Source organism: Nonomuraea sp. KM88 (assembly GCF_052245635.1).
In the GTDB taxonomy this organism is placed as follows: Bacteria; Actinomycetota; Actinomycetes; order Streptosporangiales; family Streptosporangiaceae; genus Nonomuraea.
The window spans coordinates 447,205-468,314 of the sequence record NZ_JBQQCC010000001.1 but is presented as its reverse complement, the minus strand read 5'-3'; the positions used below and the strand labels follow the sequence as shown (position 1 = coordinate 468,314).

Genomic DNA, 21,110 nt, shown 5'->3' with positions numbered 1-21,110 from the left:
GCGGTGCCGGTGGCACTCGACGACGCGGAGCGGAGACCGATGATGTTGTGGGCAACGCCGGCCGAAGCAAGGGCCAGGAGAAGGCCGGCATCGAGCATCTCGTACCGGTATGCGTCATGAAGGTGGCGGAGCGGCGGGCGAGCGGCTGGAACGGCGAACTCCTGCGACGCGTGTTCCTCCATCAGAACGGCCTGGCGGCCATCACCGCGCTGGCGACCTTGGAGGCCTCAGGAAGCCTCGATCGGCTCAGCAGGGAACGCCTCAGCTGCACGGACGTGGTGAACGATTCGCCTTCCCCTGGCGCAGTGGCGGCCTCGATCGTGGCGGCGTGCGATGCCGGATGGCTGACCGTGCATGACGACCGCGGCGGCGGCTCCGTGGTGTCGCTGTCCGCGTCGGATGACGTGGCCTTCGCACTCGACATCCTCCTCGACGCTCACCGCGCGATCCGCGAGCGCGATCGTGGCCGTCCGTGGTCCGTGGAGAGCACCGTGGCGCGTCTCCTCGGCTGCGTCGACATCCTGACCTCGGCCAAGGCATCGGTCAGCAGGCGCACCTCCCTGCCGGACGCGGCGGCGGACCTTCTCCTCCGCCTGCTGGAAGGCCTGCTCGCCGTGCCGCTGCTGCCTCGGATCGAGCGCGACCATGATCGGGCGGACCTCGCGCCGCTGTTCGCCGCGCTCGATCTGGGAACGTCGGAAGCCGGCATCAAGCGGGTGCTGTCCTTCTTCGCCCCCATGTACGGACTGGCTGGTTCCTACGCGCAAACGCTGATCCGGCTCCCGGATCGAGTGGCGGCCGGAGAGACGATCGCACCCTTGGACGTTACGCGGCAGATCGACCGCAGTATCAACGTGAGGGCGAGCGCGACCGCGCATCGTGGCTACTTTCACGCGGCGACCAGGCTCGTCGCCAGGCACTTCGACCAGGCGCCGCTCGCGGAGCAACCTCGCGCCATCCTCGACATCGGCTGCGGCGACGGCTCGTGGCTGCGCGAGCTGTACGCGTTCGTCCGCGGCTCGACGTCACGCGGCCGGTCCCTCGCGGAGCACCCCCTGGTCGTCCTCGGTGTCGACATGGACCCGGTGGCGCTGGAGATCAGTGAGCGCAACCTGTCGAACCTGCCGGCGATCTGTCTGCTCGGAGACGTCGGGCAGCCGTCGGAGGTCGCGCAGGCGGTGGCGTCGGCCAGTGGCATCGGCATGGACGACATCATGTCCGTCCGGGCTTTCGTCGACCACAACCGGTCGCTGGGACACATGGAAGGCGAGAACGGAAACGTGCACCTCACCGACGGCGTGTACGCCACGCCGTCGGGATCGATCATCTCCGCTGAGGCGGTGCGGGAGGACTGGGCGGAGCACTACGCACAGTGGCGGCAGGTATGCGGACGTCACGGCCTGGTGGTCATCGAGGCCCACACTCCCGGCATCGCGACGGTGCGAGACCGGCTCGAAAGCAGCCACACGCTCGCTCTGCGCTTCTACCACGCGCTGTCCGGGCAGTCCCCCATCCCGTACGAGGCCTTCCGCGGAGCGGTGTCCTTCGCGGGATTCTCCTCGCGGCGCTCGGTTCTTTATCCGGAAACGTCGCCGACCACCAGCATCAGCTGGCTCGCTTGAACGCCGGCGGGGAGGGGTGCGCGGCCCACCGGTGTTCGCGGCACGGAACGGAAACCGCCCGGCTGCGAGCGCGTCGCGCCGGTCAGGCGTACCGGGCGAACAGCAGGTCCAGCGCCTCGCGTACCAAGGGCTCGATCTCCCGGTCCCGGTTCTCGGAGATCCGCGCGAGCCGAGCCCGCTCGCCTTCGGACGACGCGAATGCCCTGGGCGTCAAGGTGAGTCCGTCCTGTGCCCCTGCGCCGCCGTGGCCGGACAAGCCGGTCCTGGCGGCGGCCAGCCGGAGCAGATCGACGGGATCGCCGGTTTCGCTGCCATGGGCCGCGCCATGGCGGAGCGGAATGTCACGCACATGGCTGGGCGCGGCGATCGTCCCGGCGGCACGGCGCACCGATGCCAGCGTGGGGGCGTCCATCACCCAGACGAAATTAGCCAGCCCGTGCCAGTGGGGAGCGGCTCCTGCCGCGCGGAGCAGTTCATCGATCTGCGCCATCCGGCGCAGTGGCGCGGCGAGATCGTCTCCCGCGCCCGCGAACCCCTGCGGGTCGGCACCGAACCAGGCGACACCGAGGCGATCGCGGGCCGTGCGGAATCGCTCGGAGACATAAGCGATCGAGGCGACGACCGTGTGCTCGAGCACCTCGTGCACGGCAGCGCTGGAATCAATGTCCAAGGCGCCCCATCGAGTCATATCCCATGCTCCTCACGGGTACGGCCGGCCCGCGGATCGAATTGCGGAAAAGAGGAATGACGATCAGCGGGAAAGCAGCCTCAATATTGACGACAATATACCGGCTTTTCTGGCTGTACATGGTCATGACCGCGGAGTGAAATAAGACGGGATAACGCGCTTCAACTTCCCTGACGGGCACGACAGAGGAGATTGCCGGCATGTCGTTCAACGGAGAGCCCCGGGCCGCATTCCCGGCCGGGAAAAGCCGCCGTCCGGCGATCCACGGGATGAAGCGGCGCTGGGCGGCGGCCACCGTCGAGCGCGGCCTGGTCCGTGACAGCGCCGCGTGGTTCGTCCTTCCGGAGCAGGCCGATCGCGCCGAGCTCGAAAGGACGTTCGCGGCGGCGGTCTTCCTCGCGCTGGCTCCGGCCACTCGTGCCACGCTGGCCGCCATGACCGGCCCGGGCGCCTACAGTTCCTTCTTCGCATCGGCGGCGGAACTCATGCCGGCGTTGCTCTTCTTCTGGGACGAACCGACAGGGCGTGAGAAGTGGCACCGATACCTCTGGCCCGGCCCTCCGGCGCCTGGCCTCACGTGTCCGTACACGAAGGTGGCCCGGGCCGCGCGCTCCATACCGTGCCACCGGGAGTTCTCCCTGCTCGAACCCGCCCACGCCGCCGTCCAGCGAGCCGAGAGCAGCGTCGATGCCCACCCGTCCAGCGCCACCCCTCCTGCTCATCTCCCACGATTCGCCGCGAACACCCCCTTCCACACCGGTGCCCCCATCGCGAACGGCGACAAGCTGACGCGCTTCTGCGCGCGACTCGCCACTGATCTTTTCGTCACCGCCGGGGAACGGATCGACGCTGTCGCCGATCATGGGAGCGGCATGAACGGCCGATGCTGACGGCGCGCCTCACCGGCCGGTCCGGCGATCACGACGTGCGACCGGCGGATGAGACGTCATCCCTGCCCATCGCATGCGCCGCTGCCGATGGAGGTGATGACATGGCGGTAGAAATCAACCTGAAGGCCCAGGTCTGACAGGGGCATCCGCTCGTCCGGCCCGTGGACGGTCCTGGCCGCCTCGGAGGTCGTCATCTCGCGCATGGGAAAGAATCCGTACGCGACCGTACCGTACCGCTCGCGCAGCCAGTGGGAGTCGGTGAAGCCGGCGTCGCACAGCGGCAGCAGCAGCGATCCGGCATCGACGCGCCGGACGAAACTCTCGATCGCTCCCCAGAGCGGAGTGGCCGTCGGCGACCGGCTGCCCCCTCGGATCGGCCGCCAGGCTACGCGGTAAGGCAGCTCCACCGCCGCCGCTTCGAGAACGGTTTCGATCTCTTCACGGCCGCAGCCGGGCAGCAGCCAGCAGGAGAAGTGGATCTCGCAGACCGACGGGCGTCCGGCGAGGGAGGTCGAAACGATCTTCAACGGGACGAGCGTGGTTCCCGTCAAGGGCGTCAGCAGGGTGCGCAGAGCAGGGTGGATGCTTCCCGCCGCAGCGGCGACCTCCCCCGGAGGTCGTCCGGTCCCGGCGAGCGCATCCATCACGACCGTGGCCTCTTCGGCCGGCGTGTCGCCGATGTGCTGGCCGGCGACCTTGCTCACGAACCGGCCGGCCTCAGCGATGGCGTTCGGCTGCTCTGCCAGCATGGGCAGCCCAGCGGGTGCGGTGATGGTGACGGTGAGCTCGGCGGTGACCCGCTCAGCGGTCGCGCAGAAGTAGACGGCGCGGTCGTCCAGGACCATGCGATCCCCGGCACCGTGGGTGAGGGCGTAGTCGGTGCGCAGTGCCTCAGGGCGCCGGTCCAGCAGCCATCGGGTGCCGAGCTCCGAGCCGAGCTCCTCATCGGCGGTGGCGGCGAGGACGACGTCGCCGCGGAAAGGGACACCGGAGCGCAGCAGCGAGGCGACCGCGACGGCCTGAGCCGCGGCCTGTCCCTTGAGATCCAGCGCGCCACGCCCCCAGACGCTGCCGTCACGCACGATCCCATCCCACGGATCCGACGACCACTCGGCGGGGTCGGCGTCGACCGTGTCCAGGTGCGAGAGCAGGAGCAACGATGGACCGTCGCCGGCTCCGCGGATGCGGGTGACCAGGCTCGCGCGTCCGGGCTCGGCTTCGTACACGGTCGGGTCGATGCCCGAACGGCGCAGATAAGCGGCCAGGACCGCCGCAGCGGCAGCCGTGTCACCCGGCGGGTTGCACGAGCGGGCACGGATGAGCTCGGACAGGAGGCGCTGCGCCTCCGTTACCAGCTCGTTCACTCGAACTCGGCTCCGCGACGCGCCGGCCCACCGGGTGTCGGGCCGCGTTTCTCGACGATCCAATGCCACCGTGGCGCGTGGTTCTCGAGCAGGAGTTGCAACGCCTCGTGGAACAGCGAGTCGTCCGGGCGGCCCGTCCGCCGGCTCAGTGCGGCGAGCTGACGCTGCTGCTCGACGGTTATCCGGAATGTCTGCGGCTCCACCGCAACGGGCGCGTCGGCCACGTACACCGCATCGCGGGTCAGCTTGGCCTGCCACAGGGCCTCGCCCACCGCCCAGAGAAGGTCCTGCCCGGTGCTGCCGTGGAGGGGGGAGCGGGCGACGCCGAGACTTGCCGTCAGCCGCACCTCCTCGCCGTCGATCAGGCGGAAGACGTGGCCGCCGATCAGCTGGTGCAGCCGCTCGGCCAGCCGGGTGGGCTCATGGGGATCGTCAGGGGTGAGGACGATCCATCCCTCGTCGCGTGACCCGGAATCCAGGAACGTCGCCTGCTCCGGGAGCGCGGAACGCAGCAGCTCATGAAGTTGCACGACAAGGTGACGCTTCTCTTTCACGCCGCGGCGGCGTACGACCGCGGACCGGTCGAGGTCGACGGCGATGATGAAGACGTCGGTTCCCTTCCGCAGGACGTCATCGACGAAATGCCGGGCGAGCTCCACCCGCTTCATGTCGGCGAACATCCGCTGCAGATTGTGCTGGGGCTCGTCCCCCATCGGATAGGCGCTGAGGCCAGCGTCAATGGTCATCCTGATCACCTGCCGTTGCGAGTAGGGTGCGAACGCCATGGACGGTCGCGGGCCGGGACAGTGTCGCGATCTTCGCTGCGGCTACGGCCTGAGCGAAGAGGCATGCCTCCCGCAGGGGGCGCCCATCGCTCAGGGCCGCCAGCAAACCTGCGACCAGCGAGTCGCCGGCGCCCAGGGTGTTGACGGGATGGGTGGCGAATCCGGCCTGATGCGTGCTGCTGTCCGCGTCGCTCACCAGGCATCCCCGCGACCCGAGCGACGTGACGACCCCTGCGGCGCCCCCGGCGATGCAGGCCTGCGCCAACGCCCGGTTGTCGCCTTCCGAGAAGGAGGCACCGCTGCATATCGCGATCGCGACGCCATCGACGCGGGGCACGATGTTGTCGCGCGCCGTCGCGGCGTCGGTCAACCATGGACGGAACCCGAAGTCGCACACCACGCGTGCGCCTTGCTCGACCAGGGCCACGCGCAGTGGGTCATAGCTGGGAAAGCCGGGCACATAACACAGGGCGTCGCCCCGCACGCGGAGCTCACGAAGCAGCGGGGTCAGCGCCTCGCCGGGCCGGGTCACGCCCTCCTGGTTCACGATGACGCGATGGTCACCGCCTGATTCGACGAGGATGGCGACCCTCGCGGTGTCGCCCGCCACGGACGCCCACCACGAACAGTCGACGCCGGACGCGATCAGGCTCTTGCGCAGATGCTCGGCCAGATCGTCCTCCCCCGCCACACCCACCATCGCGACCCGCCGTTCCAGCGCGGCCAGTTGCAGCGCCACCATCGCGGCGCTACCGCCAGGGTCCAGCTTCACATCGCCGGCGCAGAAATCACCCGTGCCGGACGATCGGACGGTGACGTGCAGGCACACGTCTCCGAAGACGACTATGGGCACGCCGGCGACGCCCGTCACAACGTCACCCGGACGCCGTTCGTGGCGGCCCGCTGGAGCGCGTCCGCGAACGCCACGGTGCGCAGGTTGTCGGCACCGGTCGGGCCCCTTGGATCCTGGCCGTTGAGCCAGCCGAGATACCACCGTACGAGCCGGGTGTTCAGGTCGGCCAGCGGCGTCGGCTGGGCGGACGGCTCGAACACCACTTCGCCGTTGACCGTGACGCTCTCGTCGACGACGCGCACGACCCCATGGTCGAACTCGAGCTCCCAGCCGGAGTTGAGCGGCACCACAGCGCTTCCACGCGGCGCCCAGTTCGCCAGGTAGCGTACGACCGTCCCGCTGCGCAACTCGGCGCACATCGTCAGGCCGGCCGGGCCGCGAAACTCACTCCATGGCGGGCTGAAGGCATGCGCGACGACGGCCGCCGGCTCATCGTCGATGACCCAGCGCACGAGGTCCAGCACGTGCACGCTGCCCTCCCACAGGACGGGCTGGTCCATCGCCAGCCGCCAGGCGAGGCCAGGTCGCCAGAAGGTGCCCTCGACGTTGAACGTGATCGTCACGACTCCCAGCCGGCCCAGGGAACCCTCGCCGATGAGGTCACGCACTTTGAGAAACGCCGGCAGATAGCGCATCTGCTGGATGATGGCCAGGCGCCGGCCGGCCGCGGTGGCGAGATCCATGATCCGTGACGCGTCCCCCAGGTTGAGGGCCATCGGTTTGGCGACCAGAAGATCCTTGCCAGTCCGGAACGCCGCCTCCGCGTGGCGAAGATGATGGCCGGGTGGTGTGCAATCGACCACGAGGTGCGCGTCGGTGTCCCACCACTGGCTCTCGTCGTTGTCAAAGACCGCCGACGGCGTCACCTTGTAGGTGCGCGCGGCGTCGGCCAGGGCGCCGGTGTCGTGATCGACCACGGCGGCGATCTCGATCCCGTTGGCCGCCAGGGCAGGGAGCACTTCGCGCCCGAATCCGCCGACGCCGAGCACGATGCTACGCATGGCTGTGGACGCCATGCGGGCGACGAGCGATGTGGATCGGGGAAATGATCATGTTGTACTCCTCGTCGGGTGGACCTGCGTGTCCAGGAGTTGATCCGTCGAACTCGCCATCCGGGTGACCGCTCCGTACGGCCCCTCCTGGCTCCACGGCGCGAGCGCGCTGGATCCGGCGCGGTCGCAGAGCTTCGCAGCAGACAAGAGACCGGGTCGAGCGGGGATAGGCCTCCGCACCCATCGCATGCCGTTACGGGGGATGCCGATGGTGATGTTCAATCCGCCGAGCCGGAATTGGCTATAACCGTAATAAGGATCAGTGAACCGTTCTGTCAAGGCACCCGACCGGGCCGCCGCCGATCTCGCACGCGGTGCGTGCCGCCGCTCCGGCGCCGGCCACGAGGCGGAGGCGGCACCTCTCCCGGCGGCCGGCGCGCCGGGAGAGCCCGGCCAGGACAACACCGTTGACCTGGGCAACGTCCGTGCCCACCGGGCCGGGCGCGGCCCTTCCGGCCATCGCGGAGATCAGAAGTTTGTTCATCGTCTCAACGAACCTCCGACTGAAGATGCTTCCAACTTTTGGCCGCACGGGAGTTGACAGTCGCAGTTCTTGCAGCCCTCCGACAAAGAAACGAAGCTTTTTCCGGCAGGAGGCCCTCAGAAAAAGATAACTCCCAGGTTGCCGCAAGGCGGTTCTAACGGTTGACCGGGATGACTTCCTATGTTTGCATCATTTCGTGCCTGCAGTCATAAGCACTTGGTCAAGTCGGACCGCACACATCTCTCACGAAGATCCCAGGGGCCCTCCATCTGACAAGTAAGGCCGAGCAGGCCACCGCTATTATCACGTCGTCGTTGCTTCATCGAAGTATGCGCTGCGTTTCTGCTGTGCGCCAGGCACGTCGGTACGTGATCGTGGGCCACTGCTGGTGCAGGAACGGCAGCGGCGCCCGGACGAGGCGGCGAAGCCGCAAAGGCCAACTCCCGCACGATTCATTGAGGTTCAGCCGATCTTCGCCTCACTTGAGTGCGCACTGAACCGACTGTCAGGCGTTCGCCTGACACGTTCTTATTCTCTCATATATATGCTGCACACAGCGGCGCCGCAGGCCGGACATCCTCGATGTAGCCGGCGCCCTCCGACCGGGACCCGTATCGAGACCACTCACGCGTCGCCCCCCGAGAGGTCTCCGGAGGCCTCGGGCAGCATTGCCGTCATGCGACGAGAGGGCGAGATCACCATATTGCGGAGACCACGCCCAGCCGGCGGTCCTTGAGCAGCGGCCACCGATCACGGGCGGGCGACGTCACCACAGCGCTCACAGGAAAGGGTGGTGCAATGTCTCAACGACTTCGCTCAGTAACATCTGGCCGAGCTCATGAGACGATGGCACGCGACTTATCCCCCACTTCCGGCGACAACGAACCCGGAATCTCCCAAGAGATCGTAAGAATAAGCACGAGCAAGCTCTGCATTTCCGACTCACCGCGTCTCAACGGCATTGACCGCGACCACGTGCGCACCTTGGCGGACGTCGATGATCCACTTCCTGCTATTATAGTTCACTACCCGACCATGCAAGTCATCGACGGCATGCACCGGCTTGAGGCAGCACTTCTCAAGGGCTTGACAGAAATCGATGCGCACTATTTCCACGGCAATGATGCTGAGGCTTTCCGGCTTGCGGTCGCCGCCAACATCAGGCATGGTCTGCCGCTCACGCAAGCAGAACGCCAGAGCGCGGCAACGCGCATCATACGTTCCCATCCGCAACTCTCCGACCGGTCGATCGCGCACACCACGGGACTGTCCGCGAAGACCGTTGCCCGCATTCGTCACGGATCTCACAACGGAATAACCGACCAGCGGATCGGTCGTGACGGAAAAGTGCGGCCGTTGAACACCGCGGAGGGCCGGCGAATCGCTTCCCGCACGATCATCGACCGGCCGGGCGCCTCTTTACGTGAGATCGCGCGGGAAGCGGGTGTCTCGGTCGGGACCGTGCGGGATGTGCGCGCGCGCCTGGCGTCGGGCAAGGATCCGGTTCCCTCCCGGCATCGCACACCGTACGAACGGAGCTCGCCGATCGCCGGCGGGCCAGACGCGCAGCAAGCCGTGCGCACCCTGGACCCGGGGGTGATGTTGGATGGCCTGCGCCGTGATCCCGCGCTGCGTTACAGCGAGTCCGGCCGGCACCTGTTGCGCTGGCTGGGGACGCACGTCATCAGCATCGCACAGGCTCGGACGGCCCTTTGCAACGTACCGCCGCACTGCGCCGTCGTCGTCGCCAGGATCGCTCGCGGGTACGCGGATGTCTGGAGTTCCCTCGCCATCGAGCTGGAGCGACAGGACGACAACGACAGGTGACGTCAGCGGGCACCTCTTTCGTGGCGCCCGTTTCGCGTTCAGCGGGTGTCGGAGTCGGTGTCCTTCAGCGCGGCGCGGCCGGCTTCCAGGCGGGCCACCGGGATGCGGAACGGGCTGCACGAGACGTAGTCCAGGCCCACGTCGTGGCAGAAGTGCACGGAGTCCGGGTCGCCTCCGTGCTCGCCGCAGATTCCCAGGTGCAGGCCGGGCCGGGTGGCCCTGCCCTCCTCGACCGCGATCTCGATCAGGCGGCCGACGCCCTCCCTGTCGAGGGTCTCGAAGGGAGAGACGCCGAAGATGCCGAGGTCGAGATAGCGCGAGAAGAACGACGCCTCCACGTCGTCCCTGGAGAAGCCCCAGGACATCTGGGTGAGGTCGTTGGTGCCGAAGGAGAAGAACTCCGCGGCCTCGGCGATCCTGCCCGCCGTCAGCGCCGCTCTGGGCACTTCGATCATGGTGCCGATCAGGACCTCGACGCCGGCCTCCGCGAGGATCCTGACGGCCTCCTCACGTACGGACTCCAGCTCCTGTACGGCGGCCACCAGCGGGATCATGATCTCCGGCCGGGCGCCCGGCACCTCCTTCGCCGCGTGGGCGATGGCGCGCACCTGCATGGCGAACAGGCCGGGGATGACCAGGCCGAGGCGCACGCCGCGCAGCCCGAGCATCGGGTTCTGCTCGTGCAGGCGCTTGACGGCGGCCAGGAGCTCGCGGTCCTTGCCGGTGACGTCCGATGAGGTGGCGACCTTGACGGACAGGTCCACGATGTCGGGAAGGAACTCGTGCAGGGGCGGGTCGATGAGGCGGATGGTGACGGGATCGCCGTCCATAGCCTTAAATATCGCTACAAAGTCTGCTTTCTGGAGCGGTTCCAGGGCATCCAGCGCGGCCTGGCGTTCGTCGTCCGTCGACGCCAGGACCAGGTCCTCCACCAGCCGCCTGCGCTCCCCCAGGAACATGTGCTCGGTGCGGCACAGCCCGATCCCCTGCGCGCCGAACCGGCGGGCCCGCGCCGCGTCGTCCGGGCTGTCCGCGTTGGCCCGCACGCCGAGCCGGCGGGCGGCGTCCGCGCGGCGCATGATCCGGTCGACGGCCCTGACCAGCTCGTCGTCCGGCTCCGCGCCCTCGAAGTATTCGACGACCGCCGAGTCCACCACCGGCACCTCCCCGAGGAACACCTCCCCCGTGGTCCCGTCGATGGAGATGAGGTCACCCTCGGAGACGACCACGCCGCCCGGCGCGGTGAACCTGCGCTCCTCCGTGGACACCTCCAGCTCCTCGGCCCCGCACACGCACGTCTTGCCCATGCCGCGGGCGACCACGGCCGCGTGGGAGGTCTTGCCGCCGCGGCTGGTCAGGATGCCCCTGGCGGCGATCATGCCGGCCAGGTCGTCGGGGTTGGTCTCGCGCCGGACCAGGATGACGTCCTCACCCTGCTCCGACAGCTCGACGGCCCGCTCCGAGCAGAAGACGGCCCTGCCGACGGCGGCGCCGGGAGAGGCGTTCATGCCCTTGCCGATCCTCCTCCGGTCGGCGTCCGCGTCGAAACGCGGGAACATGAGCTGGGCCAGCTGGTCGCCGGTGACGCGGGTGACGGCCTCGTCGAGCGTGATCAGGCCCTGGTCGACGAGCTGGGTGGCGATGCAGAACGCGGCCGCCGCCGTGCGCTTGCCGACGCGCGTCTGCAACATCCAGAGCTTGCCGCGCTCGATCGTGAACTCGATGTCGCACAGGTCCCTGTAGTGGTTCTCCAGGGTCTCCATGATCCCGAGCAGCTCGTCGTACGAGTGCTTGTCGATGCGCTCGAGCTCCTGGAGCGGGATCGTGTTGCGGATGCCGGCCACCACGTCCTCGCCCTGGGCGTTCTGCAGGTAGTCGCCGTAGATGCCCTGCCGGCCCGAGCCGGGATCGCGGGTGAAGGCGACGCCGGTGCCGGAGTCGTCACCGTAGTTGCCGAAGACCATGGCCATGATGTTCACGGCGGTGCCGAGGTCGGCGGGGATGCGCTCCTGGCGGCGGTAGAGGATGGCGCGTGGTGCGTTCCACGAGTCGAAGACGGCCCGGACGGCCAGGCGCATCTGCTCGCGCGGGTCGGCGGGGAAGTCGTCGCCCGTCTGCTCGCGGACGATGCCCTTGTACGTCTCCACGAGCCGCTGCAGCTCGCCCGCGTCGAGGTCGGTGTCGTTGCGCCTGCCCTTGACGGCGTCGAGCGCCCGCTCGAACAGGTCCCCGTCGATCCCGAGCACCGTCTTGCCGAACATCTGGACGAGCCGGCGGTAAGAGTCCCAGGCGAAACGTTCGTTGCCGCCCGCCTGCTTGGCCAGGCCATGCACCGACTCGTCGTTGAGCCCGATGTTGAGCACCGTCTCCATCATGCCCGGCATGGAGAATTTCGCCCCGGAGCGTACGCTGACGAGCAGCGGGTCGTCGGCCTGGCCGAGTTTCCTGCCCATCCGGCCCTCGAGCGCGCCCAGATGCTCCGCGACCTCCTGCTCCAGGCCTCCCGGTGTCGAGCCTTCCGCCAGGTAGTGGCGGCAGGCCTCGCTGGTGATCGTGAATCCGGGAGGAACGGGCAGCCCGAGGTTGGTCATTTCGGCGAGGTTGGCTCCCTTACCGCCGAGAAGATCTTTGAGATTCCTGTTGCCCTCGGTGAAATCGTAAACGTACTTCCCCACCACAACTCCAATCCGACGCCTCTGGACCGGACTCTACCGGCGAAATTGATGACGAAACTTCACCCCTTCCCTAAGACAACATTTATGCAGGTGAACACCTGTGGACAGGTCTAATCCAATTATACGACCGCACCTCAGGAAATTGGATTAGACCAATTGGTTTAAACCAATTCTTGGGAAAGGAGAACGGCCAGGCGGGCCCGGATCTCGGTCCGCGATCACGCGATCCGGGGCCCCATCCCCACACATGCCTGAGGCGCCCCCGCCCACCGGCGGAAGCGCCTCCGTACGACGCTAGGCGAGCGGATTGTCCTCCGGCGGCGAGCCCGGCGCCCCGTCACGCGGCGGCAGCCAGAGCACGAACGTCGCACCCTCCCCCAGCTGCGAGTACACCGCCACCCGTCCTCCGTGCGACTCCACGATCTGGCGCACGATGGCCAGGCCGAGCCCTGTGTGGCGGTCGCGGCGGCTGGCCTCGCCCCGCCAGAAGCGGTCGAAGACCCGCTGCTGGTCCGCCTCCCCCAGCCCGGGCCCGTCGTCGCGGACCGCCACCCACAGCCAGCCCTCCGCGGGGCCCGCCACCACGCGGATCGTGGCGCCGGGCGGCGAGAGGCGCACGGCGTTGGACAGCAGGTTGGCCACGGCCCGCCGCAGCGCGTCGGAGTCGCCGGTCATGTCCAGGCCGGAGCCCAGGTCGCGGGTGATCCGCACGTGCCGGGCGGCGGCCGGGGTGGCGTGTTCCTCGCACGCCTCGGCCGCCACCCTGGCCAGGTCGAGATCGGCGTCGGCGAACGCGGTGCCCTGGCGCCTGGCGCTGGCGAGCAGGTCCTCGACGAGCCGCGTCATGCGAGTGGTCGCGCGATCCACGATGGCCACGGCCCTGGCGCGCTCCTCGTCGCTGGCGTCGGGGGTGGACAACACGGCGTCCACGTTCGCCCGGATGATCGTCAGCGGGCTGCGCAGCTCGTGCGAGGCGTCGTCGATGAGCTGGCGCTGCGCGCTGAACGCCTCCTCCAGCCGGTCGAGCATGGTGTCGATGGTGTCGGCCAGGTCCTTGAGCTCGTCGCGCGGCCCGCCCAGCCTGATGCGCCGGGCCAGGTCGGTGGCCTGGATCTCCTCCGTGGTGCGGGTGATCGACCGGACGGGACGCAGCACGCGGCCGGCCAGCACCCAGCCGATGCCCAGGCTGGCGAGATAGAGCCCGGCCAGCGTGACGAGCGAATAGTCGCGCAGCGTGGCCAGCGTCTTGACGTTGACCGCGTTCTCGACCTCCTGGACGAAGACGACCTCCCGCTTGCCCAGGTACTGGTCGCCCGAGTAGGCCTTGGCGTACTCGGTGGTGTAGGGGCGCTGGTCGGTGGATTTCGAGACGGCGAAGTAGATGCCGCCGAGCACGAGCGCGGCCAGCACGAAAAGCAGGCCCGAGTAGAGCACGGTGAGCCGGAAGCGGATGGTGTGGATCATGTCGGCTCCTTGAGCCGGTAGCCCCGGCTGATCACCGTCTCGATCAGGCCGTCCTCCTGGAGCTTGCGCCGCAGGTTGCCGACCGTGACGCGCACGGTGTTGGTGAACGGGTCGGCGTGCTCGTCCCAGACGTGCTCCAGCAGCTCCTCGCTGGACACCACGTGACCCGGCCTGGTCATCAGGTAGTGCAGCACGCCGTATTCCTTGGGGGTGAGCGCCAGCGACCTGCCGTCCAGCGACACCTCCAGCCTGGCCGTGTCGATGCGCAGCCCGCCCACCTCGAGCACGGAGGTGCCGCCGCTCTCCCTGCGCAGCAGCGCCCGCACCCGGGCCAGCAGCTCGGGGAACGCGAACGGCTTGACCAGGTAGTCGTCCGCCCCCTCGTCGAGCCCGCGGACGCGGTCGTCGAGCCGGTCGCGCGCGGTCACCATGATGATCCGCACGCCCTGGCCGGCCGCGCGCACGGTGCGGCAGAGCTGGAAGCCGTCGCCGCCGGGCAGGTTCAGGTCGAGCAGGACCAGGTCGTACGCGTTGACCTGCAGCTTCTCGTGCGCGGACGGCGCGTCGTAGGCCACGTCCACCGCGTAGCCCGCGCGGGCGAGACCCACCCGCAACGCGTCGACCAGGTCCTCCTCGTCCTCCACCACCAGCAGTCGCATGTTTGTGACCCTAATTTCGCATGATGCGTTCCGCGACGGGCGCGGCACGGTCGATGGGGATGGCGAAGCCGATGCCGATGTTCCCGCCCCCTCGGCCGGCGGCGATGGCGGTGTTCACCCCCACGACCTCGCCCCTGTCGTTCACCAGCGGCCCACCCGAGTTGCCCGGGTTGATGGACGCGTCCGTCTGCACGGCCGTGCGCCGCGCCCCGCCCAGCCGCACCTCCCGGTCCAGGGCGCTGACGATGCCCGCGGTGACCGTGCCGGAAAGACCCAGCGGCGAGCCGATGGCCAGCACCTGGTCGCCGACGGACAGGTCGGACGACCGGCCGAGGGTGGCGGGGGGCAGGTCGCCGGGGTGGTCGACCGCCAGCACGGCCAGATCCTCGTCGTCGTCCGCACCGAGCACGCGGGCGCTCAGCCTGCGGCCGTCGTTCAGCACCACGGTCGCCAGGCCGCCGTCACTGACCACGTGCGCGTTGGTGAGGATGTGGCCGCGCCCGTCCACCACGAAGCCGGACCCGCCCCGGCTGCCGGCCTCCACGGAGACCACGCTGGGCAGCACCCGCGCCGCCGTCGCGCTCAGCCCGGTCAGGCCGGACGACGGCGCGGGCGCGACCCTCGGCAGGGCCGCGGCGGGGGCCGGGTCGGACACCCCGGAGAGCCTGGCCCCCGCCGCTCCCGCCGCCCCGCCGGCGACCGCCGCGACGAGCGCGGCGACCACCAGCAGGCGTCCTCTCCGCACCGCCGCCCGCGCGGGCCGCGAACCCTGCGCGGGCGGCGGTGGCGCAGGGGACGGCGGTCCCGGTACGGGCGGCGGTGGCGCAGGGGACGGCGGTCCCGGTACGGGCGGCGGCTGCGCCGGAGGTGGGGGGGCGAGCATGGGCGGCGGCACCGTGCCGGGCACGGGAGGCGGCCCCTGGGCGGGGTCGCGGCGGGCACCGGGCGGCACCGTACGGAAATCCGGCCCGCTCGGCCGGCCCATGCCTCTCACGGCAGCCTCGAGAACCACATCATCGACGTCACCGCCGCGATCAGCCCGCAGATCAGTCCCGCCGCCACGAACCACTGCCAAACCTCCTGCTGCTCGGTGCGGTAGCCGACCGACGTGCCGATGTCCTCGTAGACCGCCTGCAGTTCGCTGCCGCTGGCCGCCTCGTAGAACCCGCCTCCCGCCGCCTCGGCCAGCCCGCGCAGCGCGGGACCGTCCACCGGCACCGGGACCTCCTGGCCGGAGAGGCTGATGGTGCCGCCCGCGGTGCCGTAGGCGATGGTGGTGACCGGGACGCCCTTCGAGGACGCCTCGGCCGCCGCGTCGTTCAGCGTGCGGCCGGTCGTGTTGGAGCCGTCCGACAGCAGCACGATGTGCGCGGGCGGCGCTTCCTCCTCCGAGTCGAGCGAGGCGATGGCCTCCAGCGAGGAGTAGACGGCCTCGCCGATGGCGGTGCCCGACGCCGTGCTCAGCCGGCCGAGCGCGTTCAGCACCGCCTGCCGGTCCGTGGTCGGCGGCACCGCCACGGAGGCCGACGACGAGAACGACACCAGGCCCAGGTTGAACCGCTCGGGCAGCCCTTCCACGAACTGCCTGGCCGCCTGCCGGGCCGCGGAGAACCGGTCGGGGCTGACGTCGGTGGCGCTCATGGACGCCGACACGTCGAACGCCACCATGATCGTGGCCCGTTCCCTCGGCACCCGCACCTCGGCCGTCGGCCTGGCGAAGCCCACGACCACCAGCGCGAACATGAGCAGCAGCGCCGCCGCCGGCAGGTGCCTGCGCCACCCGGGGCTCCTTGGAGCCACCTTGTCGAGCAGGTCGAGGTTGGTGAACCGGACGGCGTACGCGCTGCGGCGCAGCGACACGAGCACGTAGGCGACGGCGAGCAGCGCCACGGGGATGAGCAGCAGCAACCAGACGGGCGAGATCAGGCTCACGCCACATCACCTCCTGTGCCAGGCGTGCCGCCACCCAGGACAGCTCCCCGGACGGGCAACATCGGGCTCGGGGCCAGGGCCGCCAGGCGGCGCTGCCGTACGACGTGCTGGACCAGGTCCCGCACCCAGTCCCGGTCCGTACGCAGCCGCAGGTGGGTCGCGCCGGCCCGGCGCAGCGCCCGCCTGATGGCGTCGCGCTGCCCGGCAGCCGCCTCCGCGTACCGGCGGCGCAGCCGGGCGTTGCCGGTGGCGACCTCCCGCCGCCGCCCCGTCTCCGGGTCGATCAGCGTGAGGAGCCCCACGTCCGGCAGTGTCAGCTCGCGCGGGTCGACCACCTCCACGGCCAGCACCTGGTGCCGGGCGGCCAGCCTGCGCAGCGGCGGCTCCCAGGTCTGCGGCTCGTCCAGGTAGTCGGACACGACCACGACGAGACCGCGCCGCCGTACGGCCCGGCTGAGCTGTTCGGCCGCCACGCCGAGCAGCGGCTCGGCCACGCCGGGCGGGGTCCGCGGCAGCGCGAACGCCGCCTGCAGCAGCGCCATCAGGTGCGGCCTGCCCGTCCTGGCGGGCAGCGTCCTGACGCCGCCGCCGTGCAGCAGGTGGGCGCCGATCCGGTTGCCGGTCCGCTGCGTGAGGAAGCCGACCGCCGCCAGCGCGGCCAGGGCGAGCTCCCGCTTCTCCAGCGCGGCGGTCCCGAAGTCCATGCTCGCGGTGGCGTCGAGCAGGGCCCAGATCTCCAGCTCGCGGTCGGCGACCAGATCCCGCACGTGGGGCTCGTTCGTGCGGGCGGTGACGTTCCAGTCCATCCGCCGCACGTCGTCCCCCGGCTGGTACGGCCGCGACTCCGCGGGCTCGCTCCCGGGACCTGGCACCAGCCCGAGGTGTTCGCCCTGGAGCAGTCCATCCAGCCTCCTGGTGATCGTCAGCTCGAGCCTGCGCAGCGCGGGCTCCGCGATCAGGTACGGCTTCATGCCACCGCGTCCTGTCGCACCGTTTCCTGCTGCATCGCCTCCTGTTGGGGCGCGATGAGGGGCAGCGGCACGGCGGCCAGCACCCGGTCCACGATCTGCCGGGGCGCGACCCCGTCGGCCAGCGCGTCGAAGGAGAGCACCAGCCGGTGCGCCATCACGTCGTGCGCCAGGTCGCGTACGTCCTCCGGCAGCACGTAGTCGCGCCCGCGCAGGAGCGCCAGCGCCCGGGCGGCCGACAGCAGGCCGAGCGTGGCCCTGGGGCTGGCCCCGAACGCCAGCAGCCGCCGCACGTCCTGCACCCCGTACCGGTCGGGGTCGCGGGTGGCGTAGACGAGGCGGACGGCGTACTCGGCGACGGCGTGGTGCACGAAGACCTCCTCGGCCCGCCGCTGGAGCGCGAGGACCTGGGCCGGGTCGAGCACGGCGTGCGGCGCGGGCGGGTCCACGCTCATGCGGTAGACGATCGCCAGCTCCTCCGATTCGCTGGGATAGCCCACGTCGATCTTCATGAGGAAGCGGTCGCGCTGCGCCTCGGGCAGGTGGTAGACGCCTTCGGACTCGATGGGGTTCTGGGTGGCCAGCACCAGGAACGGCCTGGGCACCTCGTGGGTGACGCCGCCGATGCTGACCTGCCGCTCGGCCATGATCTCCAGCAGGGCCGACTGCACCTTGGCGGGCGCCCGGTTGATCTCGTCGGCGAGCAGCAGGTTGACCATGACGGGACCGAGCTCGATGTCGAACGACTCGGTCGACGGCCGGTAGATCCGCGTGCCGATGATGTCGGACGGCACCAGGTCCGGCGTGAACTGGATGCGGGCGAACGTCCCCCCGACCACGCTCGCCGTGGTCTCGGCGGCCAGCGTCTTGGCGATGCCCGGCACGCCTTCGAGCAGGCAGTGCCCCTTGGCGACGACCGCCACGATCAACCGCTCGACCATGTGGTCCTGGCCGACGATCACCCGCTTGACCTCGAACAGCGCCCGTTCGAGCAGCGCCGGGTCGGTCATGGCTGCACGACCTTGTCGGGGCAGTCGTCCACGACCAGCCGCAGCTCCAGCGCGGTCGGCTCAGGTTCGGCGAACGCGGCGCTCCCCGTCATGAGCGCCGCGCCCGCGGCGAGCAGCACAAGAGCGAAACGTGATGTACGCATGATGACCCTCGTCCCTCGTATGGCCTTTATCGGCTTAGAGGGCATGTCATCAGGCAATCGCGAAAGCCCGCGTAACTCCTGTCTTTATACGATTTTTCGGTCGAAGGGTCAGACCGACGAGCCGGAGCGGGATTGGGGCGTGCATGACCGTGGAGCCGGGCAAGGGCGAAGGATCACGGAACCGAGGTCACGGATGACCACGGAGCCGGAAAGGATGCGCGCGTCACGGCGGCGCAGCGGTGAGGCGGAGGAGCGTCTCCTTGGAGGGCCGTCAGCGCGGGGCGGCGGGTGGGGCTCAGGCGGCCTGCCGTAAGAATGGCGACTCCGCCCGCCCCACCCGAACGCACGCGAATGGACGTGCACCCGCCGAAGTACGGCGACTACACCGGTCAGTCGTTCAGGTGCTGGCGCAGGTAGGCGTCGACGCCGTCGATGGAGATGCGCTCCTGGGCCATGGAGTCACGCTCGCGGATCGTCACCGCGTTGTCCTCGAGGGTGTCGAAGTCGACGGTGATGCAGAACGGCGTGCCGATCTCGTCCTGGCGGCGGTAGCGGCGGCCGATCGCGCCCGCGTCGTCGAACTCGACGTTCCACCGGCGGCGCAGCTGCGCGGCCAGGTCGCGCGCCTTCGGCGACAGGTCGGCGTTGCGCGAGAGCGGCAGCACTGCGGCCTTGACCGGGGCGAGCCGGTGGTCGAGCCGCATGACCGTGCGCTTCTCCATGACGCCCTTGGCGTTGGGCGCTTCGTCCTCGGTGTAGGCGTCGATCAGGAACGTCAGCGTGGCGCGGTCGACACCGGCGGCCGGCTCGATGACGTAGGGGACGTAGCGCTCCCCGCTGTCCTGCTCGAAGAAGCTGAGGTCGGCGCCGGACGCCTTGGCGTGGGAGGTGAGGTCGAAGTCGGTGCGGTTGGCGATGCCCTCGAGCTCACCCCACTCGGAGCCGACGAAGTTGAAGCGGTATTCGACGTCGACGGTGCGCTTGGCGTAGTGGGACAACTTCTCCTGCGGGTGCTCGTAGAGGCGCAGGTTGTCCTTGTTGATGCCGAGGTCGGAATACCACCGGAAGCGCTCGTCGATCCAGTATTGGTGCCACTCCTCGTCGGTGCCGGGCTTGACGAAGAACTCCATCTCCATCTGCTCGAACTCGCGGGTGCGGAAGATGAAGTTGCCCGGCGTGATCTCGTTGCGGAACGACTTGCCGATCTGGCCGATGCCGAACGGGATCTTCTTGCGCGCCGACTGCTGCACGTTGAGGTAGTTGATGAAGATGCCCTGCGCGGTCTCGGGGCGCAGCCAGGCCAGGCCCGACTCGTCCTCGACCGGGCCGAGGTAGGTCTTGAGCAGGCCGCTGAACTGCCGGGGCTCGGTGAAGGTGCCCTTGTTTCCGCAGTTGGGGCAGGTGATGTCGGCCAGACCGCCCTCGGGGGTCTTGCCGTTCTTCTCTTCGTAGGCCTCGACGAGGTGGTCGGCCCTGAAGCGCTTGTGGCAGGACAGGCACTCGGTCAGCGGGTCGCTGAAGGTGTCGACGTGGCCGCTGGCCCGCCACACCTCGGGCGCCAGGATGACGCAGGAGTCGAGGCCCACCACGTCGTCGCGCGACTGGACCATCGACAGCCACCACTGCCGCTTGACGTTGTTCTTCAGCTCGACGCCCAGTGGACCGTAGTCCCACGACGCGCGCAGTCCGCCGTAGATCTCGCTCGACGGATAGACGAGCCCGCGGCGCTTGGCGAGGCTGACGATGGTGTCCATGACGTCGGTGCGTCGTGCCATGTCGATGAATCTCTTTCCGGCTGGAGGTCGGCGAGTGAAATTGGTGAGATCCCAGCTTAGGGGACTCTCGAACGCTCTCGCGCGCGAGTATTGTTACGCACCGTCCCGGACGTGGACGTCCTCATATGCGCTGGGTTCGTTGACCATGAGAATCATCAGTGGATACATCGCCATCCGGGCGGCGGAGAGCGCTCTGCGGTAGAAACCGGCGCCCTCCCACTCGCTGACCAGGGCCCACAGGTTGGGCTCGTCGACCGAGCGGGCCAGCCGGCCGCGCTGATAGCCCGGCTGGGTGGCGAGCAGGTCGAGGATGGCGTGGCCCTGTTTGACGAAGTCTTGTGACTGGGACTCTGGAACGGAGTATCGGATCACGGCGAGCACGCGACCAGCCTAGAGGCCCCTTCAGGAACACCGCGCCCGCGCGACACGCGTAGGCTCTTCCCGTGGCCCCTGACAGCAAGCCCGGCGGCAGGCACGACAGCAAGCCCGGCAGCAAGCGCGGCGACCGGCGCAACGACCGGCCCGGCGACCGGCCCCGAGACCGGCGCAGCGGCAAGCGCCCGCTCCCGCAGGGCGAGCCGTTCTTCACGCCGGGCGCGACCGGCCTGCGCAAGTCCGTCGAGCAGCGCAGCGCCGTGCCGATGACGTTCCTGTTCACGCAGGTGCCCCGGTGGGTGGCGCCGGTGGTGCTGGTGGTCCTGCTGCTGGCCGGGTTCGCCGTGACCAATCCGCTGGGCGGCGTCGCCGTCCTGCCCGTGATCGCGTTCATCGGGTGGCTGGCCTATCTGTCGTGGCCTTCTCTGGGGGCCGGCGGGAAGCTGCTGCGGGTCGCCATGCTGACGTTTCTCGTCCTGCTCGCGGCGACCCGCTTCGGCGCCTTCTGAGTGACCCGCTGAGGCGCCTGCTGGGTGGCCTTCGT

Annotated in this window: 21 protein-coding genes; 4 read left to right on the top strand and 17 right to left on the bottom strand. The window is 69.4% G+C overall.

Features of this window, described 5'->3' with window-relative positions:
- Positions 1-47 precede the first annotated feature (47 nt).
- Positions 48-1,622 carry an AprA-related methyltransferase gene (locus ACTWPV_RS02220; protein ID WP_443150368.1) on the top strand — a complete coding sequence of 525 codons (1,575 nt, stop codon included), beginning with the start codon at positions 48-50 and terminating at the stop codon, positions 1,620-1,622.
- A gap of 82 nt (positions 1,623-1,704) precedes the next feature.
- Here the strand turns inward: ACTWPV_RS02220 and ACTWPV_RS02215 are convergent, their stop codons facing one another.
- Entirely contained in the window at positions 1,705-2,292 is a 588-nt protein-coding gene (locus ACTWPV_RS02215) for a hypothetical protein (protein WP_443150367.1), read from the bottom strand.
- Positions 2,282-2,512: a hypothetical protein gene (locus ACTWPV_RS02210; RefSeq protein ID WP_443150366.1), complete on the bottom strand. Its 231-nt coding sequence runs from the start codon at positions 2,510-2,512 to the stop codon at positions 2,282-2,284. Before ACTWPV_RS02210 ends, ACTWPV_RS02215 begins: the two co-directional genes overlap by 11 nt.
- On the opposite strand from ACTWPV_RS02210, the gene ACTWPV_RS02205 reads away from it, so the two are divergent.
- Positions 2,511-3,200 carry a hypothetical protein gene (locus ACTWPV_RS02205; RefSeq protein ID WP_443150365.1) on the top strand — a complete coding sequence of 230 codons (690 nt, stop codon included), beginning with the start codon at positions 2,511-2,513 and terminating at the stop codon, positions 3,198-3,200. The two genes, ACTWPV_RS02210 and ACTWPV_RS02205, sit on opposite strands and share 2 nt — an antisense overlap.
- A gap of 56 nt (positions 3,201-3,256) precedes the next feature.
- On the opposite strand, the gene ACTWPV_RS02200 is transcribed toward ACTWPV_RS02205, so the two are convergent.
- The 5 genes from ACTWPV_RS02200 to ACTWPV_RS02180 all read right to left on the bottom strand — a co-directional run bounded on the left by ACTWPV_RS02200 (position 3,257) and on the right by ACTWPV_RS02180 (position 7,738).
- On the bottom strand, positions 3,257-4,564 hold the full coding sequence (locus ACTWPV_RS02200; RefSeq protein ID WP_443150364.1) for a M20/M25/M40 family metallo-hydrolase: 1,308 nt from the start codon (positions 4,562-4,564) through the stop codon (positions 3,257-3,259).
- Positions 4,561-5,310 (bottom strand): hypothetical protein, encoded by a 750-nt coding sequence (locus ACTWPV_RS02195; protein WP_443150363.1) that lies wholly within the window; start codon positions 5,308-5,310, stop codon positions 4,561-4,563. Before ACTWPV_RS02195 ends, ACTWPV_RS02200 begins: the two co-directional genes overlap by 4 nt.
- Complete coding sequence (locus ACTWPV_RS02190; RefSeq protein WP_443150362.1) at positions 5,300-6,220, bottom strand: carbohydrate kinase family protein; 921 nt, start codon at positions 6,218-6,220, stop codon at positions 5,300-5,302. Before ACTWPV_RS02190 ends, ACTWPV_RS02195 begins: the two co-directional genes overlap by 11 nt.
- The gene (locus tag ACTWPV_RS02185; RefSeq protein ID WP_443150361.1) at positions 6,217-7,203 is read right to left on the bottom strand and encodes a Gfo/Idh/MocA family protein; all 987 of its coding nucleotides are present in this window, start codon (positions 7,201-7,203) and stop codon (positions 6,217-6,219) included. The genes ACTWPV_RS02190 and ACTWPV_RS02185 overlap by 4 nt, the downstream gene beginning before the upstream one ends.
- A 310-nt stretch (positions 7,204-7,513) precedes the next feature.
- Positions 7,514-7,738, bottom strand: a complete 225-nt coding sequence (locus ACTWPV_RS02180; RefSeq protein ID WP_443150360.1) for a hypothetical protein — start codon at positions 7,736-7,738, stop codon at positions 7,514-7,516.
- An 846-nt stretch (positions 7,739-8,584) separates the two neighbouring features.
- On the opposite strand from ACTWPV_RS02180, the gene ACTWPV_RS02175 reads away from it, so the two are divergent.
- Positions 8,585-9,565 carry a ParB/RepB/Spo0J family partition protein gene (locus tag ACTWPV_RS02175; protein WP_443150359.1) on the top strand — a complete coding sequence of 327 codons (981 nt, stop codon included), beginning with the start codon at positions 8,585-8,587 and terminating at the stop codon, positions 9,563-9,565.
- A 38-nt stretch (positions 9,566-9,603) separates the two neighbouring features.
- Here the strand turns inward: ACTWPV_RS02175 and ppdK are convergent, their stop codons facing one another.
- The 10 genes from ppdK to ACTWPV_RS02125 all read right to left on the bottom strand — a co-directional run bounded on the left by ppdK (position 9,604) and on the right by ACTWPV_RS02125 (position 20,572).
- Entirely contained in the window at positions 9,604-12,240 is a 2,637-nt protein-coding gene (gene ppdK, locus ACTWPV_RS02170; RefSeq protein WP_443150358.1) for a pyruvate, phosphate dikinase, read from the bottom strand.
- A 294-nt stretch (positions 12,241-12,534) separates the two neighbouring features.
- Positions 12,535-13,704, bottom strand: coding sequence for a HAMP domain-containing sensor histidine kinase (locus tag ACTWPV_RS02165; RefSeq protein ID WP_443150357.1), 1,170 nt, complete (start codon positions 13,702-13,704; stop codon positions 12,535-12,537).
- Positions 13,701-14,363, bottom strand: a complete 663-nt coding sequence (locus ACTWPV_RS02160; protein ID WP_347641794.1) for a response regulator transcription factor — start codon at positions 14,361-14,363, stop codon at positions 13,701-13,703. Before ACTWPV_RS02160 ends, ACTWPV_RS02165 begins: the two co-directional genes overlap by 4 nt.
- 10 nt (positions 14,364-14,373) lie before the next feature.
- Positions 14,374-15,348 (bottom strand): S1C family serine protease, encoded by a 975-nt coding sequence (locus ACTWPV_RS02155; RefSeq protein ID WP_443150356.1) that lies wholly within the window; start codon positions 15,346-15,348, stop codon positions 14,374-14,376.
- A gap of 5 nt (positions 15,349-15,353) precedes the next feature.
- The gene (locus tag ACTWPV_RS02150; protein WP_443150355.1) at positions 15,354-16,295 is read right to left on the bottom strand and encodes a VWA domain-containing protein; all 942 of its coding nucleotides are present in this window, start codon (positions 16,293-16,295) and stop codon (positions 15,354-15,356) included.
- Complete coding sequence (locus tag ACTWPV_RS02145; protein WP_443150354.1) at positions 16,292-17,266, bottom strand: DUF58 domain-containing protein; 975 nt, start codon at positions 17,264-17,266, stop codon at positions 16,292-16,294. The genes ACTWPV_RS02150 and ACTWPV_RS02145 overlap by 4 nt, the downstream gene beginning before the upstream one ends.
- A complete protein-coding gene (locus ACTWPV_RS02140) occupies positions 17,263-18,273 on the bottom strand; it encodes an AAA family ATPase (protein ID WP_347641790.1) in 1,011 nt (336 codons plus the stop codon). The genes ACTWPV_RS02145 and ACTWPV_RS02140 overlap by 4 nt, the downstream gene beginning before the upstream one ends.
- Positions 18,270-18,416 carry a hypothetical protein gene (locus ACTWPV_RS02135; protein ID WP_347641789.1) on the bottom strand — a complete coding sequence of 49 codons (147 nt, stop codon included), beginning with the start codon at positions 18,414-18,416 and terminating at the stop codon, positions 18,270-18,272. The genes ACTWPV_RS02140 and ACTWPV_RS02135 overlap by 4 nt, the downstream gene beginning before the upstream one ends.
- Positions 18,417-18,805: 389 nt before the next feature.
- Positions 18,806-20,191: a glycine--tRNA ligase gene (locus ACTWPV_RS02130; RefSeq protein WP_443150353.1), complete on the bottom strand. Its 1,386-nt coding sequence runs from the start codon at positions 20,189-20,191 to the stop codon at positions 18,806-18,808.
- Positions 20,192-20,284: 93 nt separating this feature from the next.
- Positions 20,285-20,572, bottom strand: coding sequence for an antibiotic biosynthesis monooxygenase family protein (locus ACTWPV_RS02125; RefSeq protein ID WP_347620091.1), 288 nt, complete (start codon positions 20,570-20,572; stop codon positions 20,285-20,287).
- Positions 20,573-20,634: 62 nt separating this feature from the next.
- Here ACTWPV_RS02125 and ACTWPV_RS02120 point away from each other — a divergent pair, with 62 nt between their 5' ends.
- Positions 20,635-21,075 carry a DUF6703 family protein gene (locus tag ACTWPV_RS02120; protein ID WP_443150352.1) on the top strand — a complete coding sequence of 147 codons (441 nt, stop codon included), beginning with the start codon at positions 20,635-20,637 and terminating at the stop codon, positions 21,073-21,075.
- Positions 21,076-21,110: the final 35 nt, after the last annotated feature.

Coding starts and splice junctions, on each gene's coding strand:
- ACTWPV_RS02180 (WP_443150360.1), bottom strand. CDS start 7,738: ATGAACAAACTTCTGATCTCCGCGATGGCCGGAAGGGCCGCGCCCGGC.
- ACTWPV_RS02130 (WP_443150353.1), bottom strand. CDS start 20,191: ATGGCACGACGCACCGACGTCATGGACACCATCGTCAGCCTCGCCAAG.
- ACTWPV_RS02165 (WP_443150357.1), bottom strand. CDS start 13,704: ATGATCCACACCATCCGCTTCCGGCTCACCGTGCTCTACTCGGGCCTG.
- ACTWPV_RS02160 (WP_347641794.1), bottom strand. CDS start 14,363: ATGCGACTGCTGGTGGTGGAGGACGAGGAGGACCTGGTCGACGCGTTG.
- ACTWPV_RS02195 (WP_443150363.1), bottom strand. CDS start 5,310: ATGACCATTGACGCTGGCCTCAGCGCCTATCCGATGGGGGACGAGCCC.
- ACTWPV_RS02205 (WP_443150365.1), top strand. CDS start 2,511: ATGTCGTTCAACGGAGAGCCCCGGGCCGCATTCCCGGCCGGGAAAAGC.
- ACTWPV_RS02210 (WP_443150366.1), bottom strand. CDS start 2,512: ATGCCGGCAATCTCCTCTGTCGTGCCCGTCAGGGAAGTTGAAGCGCGT.
- ACTWPV_RS02185 (WP_443150361.1), bottom strand. CDS start 7,203: ATGCGTAGCATCGTGCTCGGCGTCGGCGGATTCGGGCGCGAAGTGCTC.
- ACTWPV_RS02145 (WP_443150354.1), bottom strand. CDS start 17,266: ATGAAGCCGTACCTGATCGCGGAGCCCGCGCTGCGCAGGCTCGAGCTG.
- ACTWPV_RS02175 (WP_443150359.1), top strand. CDS start 8,585: ATGGCACGCGACTTATCCCCCACTTCCGGCGACAACGAACCCGGAATC.
- ACTWPV_RS02135 (WP_347641789.1), bottom strand. CDS start 18,416: ATGCGTACATCACGTTTCGCTCTTGTGCTGCTCGCCGCGGGCGCGGCG.
- ACTWPV_RS02155 (WP_443150356.1), bottom strand. CDS start 15,348: ATGGGCCGGCCGAGCGGGCCGGATTTCCGTACGGTGCCGCCCGGTGCC.
- ACTWPV_RS02140 (WP_347641790.1), bottom strand. CDS start 18,273: ATGACCGACCCGGCGCTGCTCGAACGGGCGCTGTTCGAGGTCAAGCGG.